We start from the raw sequence: 13,452 nt of genomic DNA on the forward strand, positions 1-13,452 counted from the left end.
CCTCGCATCTCGCGTTAGCAAGGATTTGACAGACACCTCGTCGTTAATGACAGCGCTCGTGCAGGTGACCGTGATATCCCGCGCTTCTCAATTGCCGCCATTGGCAGACGCTGTACATCCGCCCATCGCCAAGCCTGCGATCGCCAAAGGTATTAAAAGAAAGCGATTTTCATACCGCATGTTGTCCTGTGTTGCTTCATACCCATTTATTTCCCATCTCTGACCTCCAACCCCGTCCAGTGAGCCGCAAAAGCCCACATGTCCGCCGTTTCCTCAATGATCTTGTCGATGGGCTTGCCTGCTCCATGTCCCGCCCGCGTCTCAATTCGGGCAAGGTGGGGCTTGTCACCAATCTCCGCTGCCTGGAGCGCTGCGACATATTTGAAGGTGTGTCCCGGCACCACGCGATCGTCCGTGTCGGCAGTGGTGGCAAGGATTGCGGGATAGGCCCTGCTGGACTGGATGTTGTGATACGGCGAATAGCTCAAGAGGTTGTGGAAATCCGCTTCCTGTGCCGGAGACCCAAACTCGTCTACCCATGTTTTCCCGCTCGTGAACTGGTCGAAGCGGAGCATGTCCATCACCCCGACCTGGGGCAGCGCAGCAGCGAACAGATCCGGTCGCTGATTGACTGCTGCACCGATCAGGAGTCCGCCATTCGATCCGCCCTGAATCGCCAAGCCGTCTTGGGGCGTGATGCCCTGCGCCTTGAGATACTCGCCCGCCGCGATGAAATCGTCAAAGACGTTCTGCTTGTTCTGACGACGACCGGCTTCGTGCCATGCCATGCCATATTCGGAGCCACCGCGAATATTGGCGATCGCGTACACTCCGCCCTGTTCGACCCACCCCAGAGGCTCCGGCGAGAAAGCGGGAACCAGAGGGATGCCATATCCACCATAGGCATAGAGCAGGGTCGGTGCCGGACGGGTCACATCCTGGCGTCGGACGATAAACATTGGGACACGGGTGCCATCCTTTGAATTGTAGAACCGCTGTTCGACTGCGATCTGGCTGAGATCGATCGCCACTTTGGGTTGTGCCCACATCCGCGCCGTGTTGCTGGCGACATCGTATCGATAGATCACGTCCGGAGCGTTGAAGCTGGTGAAGACAAAGAAGGTTTCCGGGTCGCTCTGGTCGCCCTTAAACCCGCCAGCCGTGCCGATACCGGGCAGTTTCACCACACCATCAGCCTTGCCATCGAGCGTGTAGCGTCGAACTTCTGTTTTCACGTCAGCCAGATAGGAGATCAGCAACCGTCCGCCGACCAGCGACGCATTGAGCAGAACCGAATCCTGTTCCGGCACCACATCCGTGATCACCGGATTGGCAGCAGCAATGTCCATCATCATCACCTTGAAGCGCGGCGCGTCCTGACTAGTCGCGAGGAAGAACGTCGTCCCCACATTGCCGACGACACTCCATTGATGATCGAGATTATCGACCAGTTTGCGAGGCTGCCAATCAGCGCTCTGGAGATCCACCACGGTCAGTGTGTTGGTCGCTGAAATGGGCGTAGAAGCGATCGCGAGATAACGCCCGTCTTCGGTGATGCTCAAGGTATGCAGCATGTTTGGCTGATCTGGGGTGGCATAGACCAGTCGATCGTGTGCCTGGGGGGTGCCGATCGCATGAAAATAGACGGCATGGTTGGCTACATTCGCCTGGGACTCAGTGCCCTGTGTTGGTTCAGGGTAACGGCTGTAGAAAAAGCCAGATCCGTCCTGAGTCCAGGCGATGCTGGTAAACCTTGCCCATTTAACTTCATCGTCGAGTACTTTGCCCGTGTCCACGTCCAGTACCCGAATCGTGCGCCAGTCCGTGCCGCCATCCTGCACTGCGTAAGCTACGCGCTGACCGTCGTCAGATACCGACCATTCGGCAAGGGCGATCGCCCCGTCCTCTGCCCAAGTGTTTGGATCGATCAACACACGCCCTGCGCCATCCACGCTGTCACGGACATAGAGAACCTGTTGATTCTGAAGTCCAGAATTATGGAGGTAGAAATACTGCCCACCCTTTTTGACCGGAATAGAGAACCGCTCATAGTTATACAACTGTTTCAGCCGATCCCTGAAAATCTCTCGACCGGGCAGTGTATTGAGATGAGCATGGGTGACTTTGTTTTGCGCTTCGACCCAGGCAGCAACTTCCTGATCGTTGCGGACATCGTTTTCTAGCCAGCGATAGGGGTCAGCGATCGCCTGTCCGAAATGTTCTTCGACGACATCGACTCGTCTGGTTTCAGGATAGTTGATTGTAGTAGATATCATTGTTGTGAACTCCGTGCAAGCGGAGGCAAAATGGGTGGTAAAGAGTAGCGCGATCGCAAAAAGGATTGCGCGGCGCATTGATATTTCTATCTTTTGAAATGAGAGTCGAAATCCAAAGAGATTGAATTCCAGTAATTCTTGTCGTGATTTTGCAGTTTTGAACATGTCATCGACCTACGTAACCTGATTGCCTGACAAATCTTTCAACGTAGGTTGGGTGGGGCAGGGCAAAACCCAATGCCTGTCTTGATCCTGTTGGGTTCCGCTGCACTTCACCCAACCTACGATCTATCTGCTCACGGGCAAAATCGACGGCAGCCCTGATATCTTCCGCGTCAACACAGCATACTCCGCCATTCATTATCCTTTGTGATTGAAGGTAAGTTTACGTGAACAACTCACGCTTAAAAACAGCCTTCCAAGCCACTTCTGGAAGTTCGCTCAATCGCAATCGAGTTACAATGTCGTTTTCATCGGTTTCAAACACGATACGGTAGTTGCGATCGCTCGGTTGGTATATGTAAGTCAGGCAATGGACACCCTGAACATATTCATGCGGTTACACTTCAATACCTTATAAAGGTAAACACGAACATTGCATCAACGTATCACCCAGTCACATCACTGTTCGATTGCTAAATTTCTGTTTTAGCAATGAGCGGAAGTTTTTCTTCTTGACAGGTTCTTGCAAAGCTTCTGAGAGCGATCGCCACAGTTGGGCACCTGCCTCTCGAATGTAGCAATCATCATAACCTGCTTCTTTGGCGATCGCTCTATATTCTTTACCATTCCAAGAGTGATGAAACACCACTACTTTGACAGAGGTTAGTGTTCCTGGTGGTAAAATTTGCTCTACAACTTCCAGTGCTTCTTCAGAAGTCATCATTGAACCTCCTAAATCAGCCCTTGACGGAAAGCAACTACAGCAGCCTGTACACGATGGTCAACTCCAAGTTTGTTGAAGATACCACGGACATGAGTTTTTATAGTGTTGTGGCTCAGATATAGATGGGCTGCAATTTCAGAATTACTTTGACCTTCCGCCATGAGTTTTAAAACTTCCAATTCACGAACAGAGAGGTTGTGAGTAGGCGTTAAAGGCATTGAGGAGGAATAGTTTGTTCTTTTCATGAAAACCTCTGACTTTTTTTGATGACGAAAGCCCTTAATTCGACCATCTGACCGTCGCGAAAACGCCAGATGTCGCAGTACGAGTAATCATCCGCCTTCCCGTTTTCGTCTTTCATTGTGATATCGCCAATTGCCGTGACGAAATCACCTTCAGCGATGAAGTGAGCGACTCTAAACTTGGGCGGCTCTACGTAGGTCGTTGCCATCCATTGACGAACGGCTTCTTTTCCGTTCAGGGTTCTGTCGCCTACAAATATCCATTCCGTGTCGTCGGCGCAGAATGACAAGAATCCTTCATAGTTGCCTTTGGCGATCGCTGCATTTGCCGCTTCTAAGATGGCTTTATTGTTCTCTGACATCTGAATCTCTTCTGTACATACCCGATGAAACGCTCGCTCCAAACAGGTTTTAGCTCGTGAGCATTGCATATTCTACTGGCTCTATTGTTTCCAGGGGAGCGGCGATCGATAGGGGTTTTCGCGCATATCCAGGACTTCCCAAGTTGTAGGATTGACTTGCCCTGTAACTGAGATTTCGTACCGTTGCTGTAAATCTCGTATTGCAGAAGCTGTAATTTCACCAAAGATGCCATCGACGATCGCACCATTTGGATTGCCTAATCTTACGCCTGCGGCTCCTAAAAAGCCATTGTCTGAAAGAATTTGCTGCAACAGTTCCACGTTTCTACCACGATCTCCCTGGCGCAAGGTGGGTAAGGTTAAATCAGTGTAGGCAGTTGCGATCAAAACGGGTAATGGTTGCTGTGAAGAAATGCGGTGTGCGATCGCGGGATGAGTAAATGAACCTCCAAGCAATCCTGTAGCGATCGTGAGTAATCCGAAAATGGTTTGAAGTTTCATGATTGTCCTCCTGATGGATCAGTTTTAGTTGGCATCAATTTCGTGTTGGAGTGATTACTCCATCTGCTTGCTCCGATCGGTGTAGAGCAGCGCTGTCGCTGATGCGATCAAGGAACAATTGCAGTAACGCGGATTTCAATTCGCATCGTTGGCAGTCCAAGAGCCGCGACTCCTACCTGTGTCCAAATTGGGGCATGGTTGGGCATGTAATGGCGATATAGCCTGACCATCACCTCATTAACCTCGGGGGGCAACCCGCCAACATGGTAAGAATTGACATGGACAACGTGCTCCCAACTTGCACCAGCGGTTGCCAAGGTTCGCTCTACGTTCCGAAACGCCTGGGTGATCTCATCCGCAAGCGATTCGGGAATTTGCAGGTTGTCATCCCAACCACCTTGTCCAGATGTCTCCACGCGATCGCCAATTTTTACCGCTTGCGAGTAATGCAATTCATTCAACATGTATTCCCCATAACTGGGGGTGACAAAAAACTCGGGCTTATTCATGGTGTTTCTTTTCTTCCAAATTCTTACAACGATTTGTCAAATTCTTGTGCAGAGCGAGTTCGTAGGGTCATCCGATTTAGGCGCTAATGTTCAAAGCTAATGTTCAGAATTCACTTGCCATGTAATTACAATGAGTTCTGCTTGCAGTAAGACAACTAATAGCCACGAAAGCACTTGTAAAAAGGCTTCCATCGTCCAGTTCTGACTCTGAACCTCCCAGATCATCCAAACAATAATGAATCCAACCACCAACCAAGGTGCGATCACTAAAGAATTCCGTCTGCGATAGAAGCGGATCGCCGTCTCCCGCCAAAATGGGAAGGTACTGAAGAGACAAACGAGGTAGGATACTCCTGCACTGATGAACAGGCTGGTTTGAAGACCCGAAGACAGATTTGGGTATCCAAGAGCGATCGCTGTCAGGCAAACTCCGAGCGCGAGGTACAGGAAAGTAAACCAGGTAAATCGTTTCATTGTTTCTTCTCCGGTGAAACTTATTCTCTGTACCAGACACGCACACATTGAAAGCAATTGATTGCCAGTCCCTGACTGATCATCACTGGGTGGAAAGCATTACTGGTCGTCAATCCGTAGACATCATCACTGGTGCCTTCAATCCGATCGGGTAAAACAACGGTTTCAACATTGATCACCTGTATCGTTGCACGTTCGATCCACTGATTGACAGCACTTACAACCTCAGAGAAGGACTCATAATCGGAAGCTCCGCCGAAGGGGCCTCGTTCAGTAATCCGAGGCGCGAAATCTTTGCACTTAATCATTTTATCCATCACCTAAAACTGTAGAGTTGACTTAGAGTCTTCGTAAATAGTCGCTCCCGCACTGCGGAGTTCATCCAGGAACCATTTGGTATCCGAGAGTAGTTCGGGTAGGTAAAGCCCAGGAGGGGCAGGAGAACGGTCGTTCAGTCCCAATACTGATGTGAGAGAAAGAACAACGCTGAGACCCGTGAGTGAGACTGCGCCATGTTTGAACTCCAGCATCGATCGCGATCGCTTCGTTTGACCATCGGTCTCGCCCTCGATCTCGACAACGATCTCGGCAGCCGCCTCACCGCCCCGACGGCGGCTGGATGATTCATCAGTTACCAAGTCGAAGCGTACATCCGATGCTCCGGTGGCGACCTGGAGGCTCACGATATCGAATGTGGAAAATGCGGTGGCATCGAGCGAGCGATCGTCGATTGATGCGACCTTGCCCTTGGCAGCATCGCCAGACAGCCATACGCGCCGCCCACCCTGAAATACTAGTGAGGCGGGAGCAGCCCCGTGTACCCGCTCCATGTCTTCATGCGACGCTGGCCCGGCTGGATCTTTCTCATCAAGGATTGCTCCGAGCCTGATGGATTGGATGCTCTTGAAGCTTTTGGCACTATTCAGTGCCAGAAACGTGGCTGCACCCGCCAACCAGTGACTGGCGAGCACGACGGGTGCTGCGGTCGCACGATGTGCGAACAGCGCCAACTCGGGGCCGATTTCGGTGAGGGCAGCGTTGATGTTCAGGTAAGGAACACCTAAATCCTGGGCGTAGCTCAAGCCATTGAGTCCGGCTTCAGGAGCCAACATGACCACAGCAGCGATGGCGACATCATCACCGAGACCTAAGTGGGGCTTATCAAGATCGATGGCAACGGCTTCGGCAGTGCCCACTTCATGGGCAATTTTGCCTGCCGCTTGTAGGTTTCGTCCTCCGACGAGCACTGGAACGTTGGGGTGCATCTTGCGGAACCACTTAACGGCAGTGCGCCCCACGAAGCCTGATCCTCCGGCAAAAAGTACCTGTCCTAAAGCCACCTTATTTTCAAGTATCATCCTGTTTCTCCTATTTCGTTCAATATTGACTTTCACTTTCAGCACAGATTAAACTCTGATCCGTTTTATCAGCCCATGCCAGCAGCTACCATCACCGGAATTGTGGGCAAGTTGAAAACGACGTGAACAATGACAGCAGTCCAGATCGGAGCGATTGTTTTGATGGATAACTCGGCGGTTCATCATGCTTCAATCGTGAGCGAGGCAATTGAAGCGGTGGGCGCAGAGGTTGTGTTTTTGCCCCCTTATTCTCCCGACCTTTCCCCGATTGAATTATGTTTGTCGAAACTCAAGCAATTGTTGCGTTCAGCGAAGGCTCGAACTCGTGGAGCACTTGATCAAGCGTTGACCCAAAATATCAACGAGTGCATTTTCGAGGATGACACTCCTGGGCTGGTTTGCTCATTGTGGCTTATTCATCTGATAACTGCTTTAACTGTGGTGGGGATTCGAGATCATTGAACACCTGTGCGTGCACGGCGGGCTTGAAAGCGGACTGGAGAACGTTGGCTTATTGCGCGGCGGCATCCAGAACGGCCTTGCCGTGGAGTTGGCGGCTTCGCAGGGCTTCTACAACCTCGTCCACGTCACGCCAGCTGCCGCGCCACACGATCCCAGGGTCGATGACACCCGCGGACACCTTTCCCGCGAGCCAGGAGATGCCGCGACCGACGTTGGTGCTGTCAAGTAGGAAGAACGTCACGAGCGATCGGTTGTCCTGACCCTGACGACTGAGCAGCGCACCGACGGGGAACACCTCGGGATCTTCAGTGACATGACCCACCGCAACTAGAGTGCCGTTGCCCGCGAGCGCACTGAACGCCTCGACCAGCAATGGCCCACCGACTGTATCGACGACACCGTCCAGCCCATCCGGCAGCCTACCCGGAGCGACAACTTGGTCAGCACCCAGCGCCCGAAGTGCCTCTCCATGGAGCTTGGGATCGCCAGTCACCGCGATCACCTCCGCTCCACCAAGACGTGCCAGCTGAACCGCAAACCGTCCCACACCACCAGTCGCACCGGTCACGGCGATCCGCCGCCCGAGCAGCGGACCGATCCGATCGAGTGCGGACAAAGCGCTCACCCCGGCCACGGGCACCGTCGATACTGCCCCCAGATCAGCACCGTTCGGTACGACTCCGAGGGTACGGGCATCAACAGCGCGGAGTTCGGCCCAGCCACCGTTGAGTGCCAAGCTGACGACCGGGGTGCCGATCGGAGGACCGCTGCCGTCGAGGGCGGCGCGCTCGACGATGCCAGCCGCTTCCCACCCCGGCACAGTGCCGTCGGGTGCCCCAGCGACGCCATCCTGTAGATCCCCGAAGTTGACCGATACGGCGACGACCCGCACCAGCGCCTCGTGTGGGACGGGTTTGGGCGGCGGGATCTCGCCCAAGCGAAGACCGTGGGCGGTCGAGTGATCGACAATGAGTGCAAGCATATCAACTCCGTTCATTAGATCTAAGGGCAATGACGCGGTCGAATGCGCCGAGTGGATGAAGACACTGATCTGTGGTGTTATAAAGCATTCGCGATCTGGTGGTCATAGGGCGCAGGTCGTCCCTTTGTCGGGCAGCTCGAGGTCGATGAGGTAGTCGGTGGCGATCTCATCGACGCAGGCATTGCCAAAATCAGGATAAGGTAGTGTTCATTTTTGAATGCGTTTACTGATTTACACTGCTCATATGTCGAGGTGCATAACGTTCTCCAACAGCAATTCCTTTTGGTGCAACTACTTCGATACGCTGGAGGTCTTCTGGTGTAAGGGTAACGTCTGCTCCGGCTGCATTCTCTTCTAAGTATTTGCGACGTTTCGTGCCTGGGATCGGTACAATATCTTTACCCTGAGCTAAGAGCCAAGCCAGAGCAAGCTGACTGGGCGTGATGCTTTTTTCAGCCGCGATCGCCTTCACTTGCTCGACCAATTGCAGATTCTTGTAAAAATTTCCACCCTGAAAGCGGGGAGATTGGCTGCGAAAATCGCTTGGATCTAAATCTTCTGGTTTGGTAATTGCACCAGAGAGGAAGCCGCGACCTAGCGGGCTGTAGGCAACAAAGCCGATCCCCAATTCGCGCACTGTGGGAAGAATTTCATCCTCTGGATCGCGGCTCCATAGCGAGTATTCTGTTTGCAATGCGCTGATCGGATGAACGGCTTGCGCTCGTCGAATTGTAGCTGGAGCTGCTTCTGACATACCAAGATAACGAACCTTACCTTGCTGTACCAGTTCTGCCATTGCTCCGATTGTTTCTTCGATCGGTACAGTTGGATCAACCCGATGTTGATAGTAGAGATCAATGGTGTCAATTCCCAAGCGCTGCAAAGAGGCATCACAAGCAGAGCGCACATAGTCAGGTTTGCCGCTCACGCCTAGAAATTGCCCATCTGATGTGCGAACATTACCAAATTTGGTAGCAACAATTACTTGATCACGGCGATCGCGGATTGCCTTTCCAACGAGCTGCTCATTTGTGAAGGGACCATAGATATCTGCGGTGTCAAGGAAGTTGATGCCGAGATCAATGGCATGATGAATGGTAGCGATTGATTCTTGATCATCAAAGCTGCCATAGTACTCAGACATGCCCATGCAGCCCAACCCCATCTCTGAAACTATTAGTCCTTGATTACCTAGCTTTCGCATCTGCATGATTACTTCTCCGGGGATAATCTCCTAAAACATTGAATTCACGTTGATATAACTCGTGATTCTCAGATAATTCTTAAACTGATCCTTTCAGCGTCTCTAGAATCATCAACCGTAGCGTTTCTAAATTTTGCGTTCCTTTGTATCTCACACGGATAAAGAATGTAGGCGTTCCCTTGACTTCCGAGATTTAGCTCATTTGTCCAATCGGTCGAACAATGATTTCATTCACATCCACCTCTGCGGGTTGCTCGATCGCAAAGGCAATTGCACGTGCGATCGCATCTGCTGGAATCACCGTCTCACGAAATCCCTCCACCCACTCCGCTGCTTCAGCATCCGTGATCGTGCTGGCAAGTTCAGTTTCCGTCACTCCAGTTTTCTACATTCAATATAGGAAGTTTTTCTCTGTTTTAGTTTCCTTGTGTTTTAGTCAGCGTGAATTAAAGAAACATACCGCCAGAGACTTCAATTCTCTGAGCATTTACCCAGCGGTTATCTTCAGAAAGTAAAGATGCGATCGCACCTCCAATATCATCGGGAAGACCAACTCGCCCTAACGCGGTTTGCGAAGCGAGGAAGTCGTTGATTTCTGGATTGTCACGGACTGCACCGCCCGCGAAATCTGTTTCGATCGCGCCTGGAGCCACAACATTTACAGCAATCTGTCTGTGCCCTAGTTCTTTTGCCATATATCGAGTCAGCACCTCGATCGCGCCTTTCATGCTGGCATAGGCTGAGTAGCCCGGCAGCGTAAAACGAGCAAGCCCCGACGAAAGATTCACAATCCGTCCGCCGTCCTTGAGCAGGGGCAACAGCTTTTGGGTGAGAAAGAAAACGCCCTTGAATTGGAGGTTTATCAATTGATCGAAATCGTCCTCGGTGGTTTCAGTAAAGGGCTTATAGATCCCAATTCCTGCATTGTTTACCAGAAAATCAAACTGCTCGGTCTGCCACTGATCTTGAAGTGTCTGTTTGACCTGTGCCGCAAATTCATCAAAGGGTTTTGTGCTGGAAGCGTCCAATTGCAAGGCAGCGGCTTTACCGCCCATTTCTGCAATCTCAGAGACAACGCTACTTGCTTCTGCCTCGCTGCTGCGATAGGTCACAATCACATCGACTCCTTTTTTAGCAAGTGCCAAAGCCGTATTTTTGCCCAGTCCTCGGCTCGCCCCTGTGATCAATGCGATCTTCGTGTTGTTTGTCATGCTTGTTGTCCTTGTTAAAGTTGCGGAAGTCTCTCTAGCTCAGCGATCTAGCGACCAGCACTAATTTCTCGGTGAAACTCTTGTCCACAAGTCGTTGAACTCTTGCATATCCAGAAAGGCGATCGCTTCAATTGCTTTGCCATCCTGCATTCTGAAATACCAGGTGTAGGTGTTCCGATAAGGTCTGCCGTCCCCGGCGGTCGCCTCTCCATCCCACAGGGCAATGACCATATCGCCATCTGCCCAGATGCCGCGCACGGTTGGTACAATTGGGGTCGATAATCGGGCACTGGTTGGGTTGATAACTTGATCGAGTAACGCTTGCTTGCGATAGGTTCCCGCAGTTGCGCCAGTGCCCGTAATCGTCCAGGTTGCTTCTGGGGCGAGCAGGTCGAAGAAGTTGCCAGTTCCGTTGCGCCAACCGTCAAAAGACTGCCAAACGATTTCTTTGTTGCGCTGTTCGATCACCTGAGTCTCTGCGTCTGCTTGATTGGGCTGAGTTGCCTGAGCCAAATCTGCGATCGCTGAAAACTGATTGAGGGCAGGCTGTTTATTCAATGAGGTCGAGTCATGACTTGGCTCAAATGCAGTCCCATTCGACTGAAAACCTGCCTCATCCGTGCGAGCTTGCGTCATTGCCGGAACAACCAGCAGTCCGATCAGCCCTGTGCCAATGAAAACTTGACTTAAATAACGCATTCTCTTAATCTCCTAAAATTTTTATGCAATTCGAGTCATCGTTGCTCTCTGTTGATGGGCTTATCTTTCTCGGTAAAAAACATAGCCGCCGTGATAAAGTACGCCGTCACGAAACTCACCATCGGCGGTAAATCCAGTGTCGTCCCAGTAATTAATGCGATTTCCTGTGATTTCATAGCGTCCCTGATACGCGCTTTCTCTGTCACCGCGAGCTTCGTCGTAACGGTTGTTGGGTAGAAGTTCATGGCGGATATAGCCATCTTGCGTGACCCACATTCCGATATAACGATCACTTGTTTGGGAGGCTTCTGTATTGGCTTGATTTGGATTCATGGTTTGGCGATTAATAGAGGTTTGAAGAGATGGAGCAACTGACGGAGATTCAGTAGCGGAAGCTTCTACGGAGGATTCTGGTGCAGGTGCTTCTGCCGTAAATTGAGAAGTACAGCTTATTAATGCAAAAGCTCCCAAACTGAGCATCACTGTCAATGGTTTGAGCATCGACTGTGTTTTCATACAAGACCTCCTTTGTCTCAATAAGGCTTAATACTGATCAATGAGAGACTGTTGTACTCGAATAGTTTCATCCTATAAGCAAGAATCAGGAGGTTAAATGCACAAGCCTTGCAGATGATTGCCTGATCCTCTCAACTAGGGTGTTACTCAAGGAAAATAATTCTTATAATGAGCGCAACAAACCTGTTCATCAGTCAGGAGTTCAGCATGACGATCAAGGCACTCAATCACAATCTTGCGATCAACGCTTCTCATGGTGATTGTTCCTTGTAGGTGATTAAAGCTGATTAGCAGTTAGACTGCTTTTAGGATGTCTGCCTGTACGACTTGGGCAAGCTGCTCCATATACAATCGCGCCCATGCGATCGTGTTTTCTCTCAATCCCACCACCACAACACCTCGCATATCGAGTTTTGTGCCGTTGGTATGGTTGCCTTGCCAGTGCCACTCCGACCAACCCAACTCATCCGCGATCGTATGGGTGATTAATTTTGCCTGGATGTCAGGAACTTGAGCGAAGAGAGCAGTCCAGTTCTTTTGTACCTGTGCTGCACCCGTGAAATTTCGTTCTGGATGAACGGGATGTTCACCTACGAAGTCATGAGCAAAGCAGTTCACGAACGTATCAATGTCATGAGCATTGATTGCTGCTTCCATCTTGAGTAGAACTGAGAGATTGCTTTGAGTAGGAGTAGTGTTCATTTGCATATCGTCAATCTTTGCTATTGCCTCAATCTCAATCAATGCTTCTGGAGAGGCGAGTGAAGTAATGCCAAGACCAGTCAGTGCTGGACGTAATTCTCCTAGATGTTTCGTAGTCATATGACGGAGTGTTAGCTGGTTTTATAGGTTTCACTCTCTTGCAGAGATACCGCCATCTACAAAAGTAGGAGTACCAGTTGTGAAGCTTGCCTCATTGGAGCAAAGCCATAATACAGCCTTGGCAACCTCATTTGGATTTCCTAACCGCTTCATGGGTACACTGTTATTCATTTCCGCTTGACGTGTGGCGTTGCCGCCAAGATAGCGATCCATCAGGGGCGTGTTAATTGGACCGGGAAGAACAATATTGACGCGAATATTTCTGGTGGCATACTCGATTGCAGCGGCTTCAGTCAGTCCCATTAGCGCATGTTTAGAGGCGCAATAAGCAGGGATACCAGGTACCGCACGCAGCGAAAGCGTTGAGCCAGTGTTGACGATCGCGCCACCGCCCTGTTTGAGCATCTGTGTAATCTCATGCTTCATGCATCTCCAGACTGCCGTAAGGTTAACCATCATTACTTCATTCCAGCTATCGAACGTGTATTCATGTGTATTCGCGGGTTGCTCGTTATTACCGGCGATGCCTGCATTATTGAACGCTGCATCCAAACGACCATAGGCACTCAATGTCTGCTGGAAAAGTGCATCGATTTGCTCGGGTACCCTGAGATCGGCACGAATGAAGCGTCCGTCTCCCCCAACTTCCTTCACCATTGCAACTGTCTCTTCGCCTTCATTGGTTCGCCGACCTGTGACGATTACGTTTGCCCCTTCGCGGGCAAACGCCACTGCTGTGGCACGACCAATTCCTGAAGTTGAGCCTGTAACCAAAACAACTTTTCCGGAAAATCGTTGATTTGTAGGTGGAGCAACAGTGGGAGCGGCTTGCTGAGCCTGGACTTGATTTGCACCCGTGATGCCTGCCACTGTTAAACCGGTCACGGTAGCAGCACTGCTGACAATCATCTGGCGACGTGTTTTAGATTCCACGATTCGTTCTCCTAT

16 protein-coding genes and 2 pseudogenes are annotated in these 13,452 nt (G+C 51.0%); 1 reads left to right on the forward strand and 17 read right to left on the reverse strand.

The window, feature by feature from the left end:
- Nucleotides 1-206 precede the first annotated feature (206 nt).
- From IQ268_RS16345 to IQ268_RS16385, 9 genes and pseudogenes are all read right to left on the reverse strand, one after another.
- Nucleotides 207-2,354 (reverse strand): prolyl oligopeptidase family serine peptidase, encoded by a 2,148-nt coding sequence (locus tag IQ268_RS16345; RefSeq protein WP_193881251.1) that lies wholly within the window; start codon nucleotides 2,352-2,354, stop codon nucleotides 207-209.
- A 538-nt stretch (nucleotides 2,355-2,892) separates the two neighbouring features.
- The gene (locus IQ268_RS16350) at nucleotides 2,893-3,162 is read right to left on the reverse strand and encodes a hypothetical protein (RefSeq protein WP_193881107.1); all 270 of its coding nucleotides are present in this window, start codon (nucleotides 3,160-3,162) and stop codon (nucleotides 2,893-2,895) included.
- Nucleotides 3,163-3,170: 8 nt separating this feature from the next.
- Nucleotides 3,171-3,362, reverse strand: a pseudogene (locus IQ268_RS16355) (response regulator transcription factor); the annotation flags it as partial.
- A 41-nt stretch (nucleotides 3,363-3,403) separates the two neighbouring features.
- A complete protein-coding gene (locus IQ268_RS16360) occupies nucleotides 3,404-3,766 on the reverse strand; it encodes a nuclear transport factor 2 family protein (protein WP_193881113.1) in 363 nt (120 codons plus the stop codon).
- Between the two features lie 81 nt (nucleotides 3,767-3,847).
- Nucleotides 3,848-4,267, reverse strand: coding sequence for a peptidoglycan-binding protein (locus tag IQ268_RS16365; protein ID WP_193881116.1), 420 nt, complete (start codon nucleotides 4,265-4,267; stop codon nucleotides 3,848-3,850).
- A gap of 107 nt (nucleotides 4,268-4,374) precedes the next feature.
- Nucleotides 4,375-4,776, reverse strand: a complete 402-nt coding sequence (locus IQ268_RS16370) for a RidA family protein (RefSeq protein WP_193881119.1) — start codon at nucleotides 4,774-4,776, stop codon at nucleotides 4,375-4,377.
- Nucleotides 4,777-4,872: 96 nt separating this feature from the next.
- Nucleotides 4,873-5,250 carry a hypothetical protein gene (locus tag IQ268_RS16375; RefSeq protein ID WP_193881122.1) on the reverse strand — a complete coding sequence of 126 codons (378 nt, stop codon included), beginning with the start codon at nucleotides 5,248-5,250 and terminating at the stop codon, nucleotides 4,873-4,875.
- 20 nt (nucleotides 5,251-5,270) lie between these two features.
- Nucleotides 5,271-5,558 (reverse strand): hypothetical protein, encoded by a 288-nt coding sequence (locus IQ268_RS16380; protein WP_193881124.1) that lies wholly within the window; start codon nucleotides 5,556-5,558, stop codon nucleotides 5,271-5,273.
- Between the two features lie 12 nt (nucleotides 5,559-5,570).
- Nucleotides 5,571-6,608: a hypothetical protein gene (locus tag IQ268_RS16385; RefSeq protein ID WP_193881126.1), complete on the reverse strand. Its 1,038-nt coding sequence runs from the start codon at nucleotides 6,606-6,608 to the stop codon at nucleotides 5,571-5,573.
- Nucleotides 6,609-6,737: 129 nt separating this feature from the next.
- Here IQ268_RS16385 and IQ268_RS16390 point away from each other — a divergent pair, with 129 nt between their 5' ends.
- The gene (locus IQ268_RS16390; protein ID WP_193881128.1) at nucleotides 6,738-7,070 is read left to right on the forward strand and encodes a transposase; all 333 of its coding nucleotides are present in this window, start codon (nucleotides 6,738-6,740) and stop codon (nucleotides 7,068-7,070) included.
- Nucleotides 7,071-7,119: 49 nt separating this feature from the next.
- On the opposite strand, the gene IQ268_RS16395 is transcribed toward IQ268_RS16390, so the two are convergent.
- The 8 genes and pseudogenes from IQ268_RS16395 to IQ268_RS16435 form a co-directional block, all read right to left on the reverse strand.
- On the reverse strand, nucleotides 7,120-8,052 hold the full coding sequence (locus tag IQ268_RS16395) for a zinc-binding dehydrogenase (protein WP_193881130.1): 933 nt from the start codon (nucleotides 8,050-8,052) through the stop codon (nucleotides 7,120-7,122).
- 223 nt (nucleotides 8,053-8,275) lie between these two features.
- Nucleotides 8,276-9,262 carry an aldo/keto reductase gene (locus IQ268_RS16400; RefSeq protein ID WP_193881132.1) on the reverse strand — a complete coding sequence of 329 codons (987 nt, stop codon included), beginning with the start codon at nucleotides 9,260-9,262 and terminating at the stop codon, nucleotides 8,276-8,278.
- A gap of 187 nt (nucleotides 9,263-9,449) precedes the next feature.
- Nucleotides 9,450-9,635 (reverse strand): annotated as a pseudogene (locus IQ268_RS16405) (oxidoreductase); the annotation flags it as partial.
- A gap of 67 nt (nucleotides 9,636-9,702) precedes the next feature.
- Entirely contained in the window at nucleotides 9,703-10,467 is a 765-nt protein-coding gene (locus IQ268_RS16410) for an SDR family NAD(P)-dependent oxidoreductase (RefSeq protein WP_193881134.1), read from the reverse strand.
- A 60-nt stretch (nucleotides 10,468-10,527) separates the two neighbouring features.
- Entirely contained in the window at nucleotides 10,528-11,166 is a 639-nt protein-coding gene (locus IQ268_RS16415; RefSeq protein ID WP_193881137.1) for a nuclear transport factor 2 family protein, read from the reverse strand.
- Between the two features lie 60 nt (nucleotides 11,167-11,226).
- Nucleotides 11,227-11,499, reverse strand: a complete 273-nt coding sequence (locus IQ268_RS33435) for an Atu4866 domain-containing protein (protein ID WP_193881254.1) — start codon at nucleotides 11,497-11,499, stop codon at nucleotides 11,227-11,229.
- 477 nt (nucleotides 11,500-11,976) lie between these two features.
- Nucleotides 11,977-12,504 (reverse strand): nuclear transport factor 2 family protein, encoded by a 528-nt coding sequence (locus IQ268_RS16425; protein ID WP_228035439.1) that lies wholly within the window; start codon nucleotides 12,502-12,504, stop codon nucleotides 11,977-11,979.
- A 30-nt stretch (nucleotides 12,505-12,534) separates the two neighbouring features.
- Nucleotides 12,535-13,437: a glucose 1-dehydrogenase gene (locus IQ268_RS16435; protein WP_339383358.1), complete on the reverse strand. Its 903-nt coding sequence runs from the start codon at nucleotides 13,435-13,437 to the stop codon at nucleotides 12,535-12,537.
- Nucleotides 13,438-13,452 lie beyond the last annotated feature (15 nt).

Source organism: Oculatella sp. LEGE 06141, assembly GCF_015207605.1.
In the GTDB taxonomy this organism is placed as follows: domain Bacteria; phylum Cyanobacteriota; class Cyanobacteriia; order Elainellales; family Elainellaceae; genus Oculatella.

Coding starts and splice junctions, on each gene's coding strand:
- IQ268_RS16345 (WP_193881251.1), bottom strand. CDS start 2,354: ATGCGCCGCGCAATCCTTTTTGCGATCGCGCTACTCTTTACCACCCAT.
- IQ268_RS16350 (WP_193881107.1), bottom strand. CDS start 3,162: ATGATGACTTCTGAAGAAGCACTGGAAGTTGTAGAGCAAATTTTACCA.
- IQ268_RS16360 (WP_193881113.1), bottom strand. CDS start 3,766: ATGTCAGAGAACAATAAAGCCATCTTAGAAGCGGCAAATGCAGCGATC.
- IQ268_RS16365 (WP_193881116.1), bottom strand. CDS start 4,267: ATGAAACTTCAAACCATTTTCGGATTACTCACGATCGCTACAGGATTG.
- IQ268_RS16370 (WP_193881119.1), bottom strand. CDS start 4,776: ATGAATAAGCCCGAGTTTTTTGTCACCCCCAGTTATGGGGAATACATG.
- IQ268_RS16375 (WP_193881122.1), bottom strand. CDS start 5,250: ATGAAACGATTTACCTGGTTTACTTTCCTGTACCTCGCGCTCGGAGTT.
- IQ268_RS16380 (WP_193881124.1), bottom strand. CDS start 5,558: ATGATTAAGTGCAAAGATTTCGCGCCTCGGATTACTGAACGAGGCCCC.
- IQ268_RS16385 (WP_193881126.1), bottom strand. CDS start 6,608: ATGATACTTGAAAATAAGGTGGCTTTAGGACAGGTACTTTTTGCCGGA.
- IQ268_RS16390 (WP_193881128.1), top strand. CDS start 6,738: ATGACAGCAGTCCAGATCGGAGCGATTGTTTTGATGGATAACTCGGCG.
- IQ268_RS16395 (WP_193881130.1), bottom strand. CDS start 8,052: ATGCTTGCACTCATTGTCGATCACTCGACCGCCCACGGTCTTCGCTTG.
- IQ268_RS16400 (WP_193881132.1), bottom strand. CDS start 9,262: ATGCAGATGCGAAAGCTAGGTAATCAAGGACTAATAGTTTCAGAGATG.
- IQ268_RS16410 (WP_193881134.1), bottom strand. CDS start 10,467: ATGACAAACAACACGAAGATCGCATTGATCACAGGGGCGAGCCGAGGA.
- IQ268_RS16415 (WP_193881137.1), bottom strand. CDS start 11,166: ATGCGTTATTTAAGTCAAGTTTTCATTGGCACAGGGCTGATCGGACTG.
- IQ268_RS33435 (WP_193881254.1), bottom strand. CDS start 11,499: ATGAATCCAAATCAAGCCAATACAGAAGCCTCCCAAACAAGTGATCGT.
- IQ268_RS16425 (WP_228035439.1), bottom strand. CDS start 12,504: ATGACTACGAAACATCTAGGAGAATTACGTCCAGCACTGACTGGTCTT.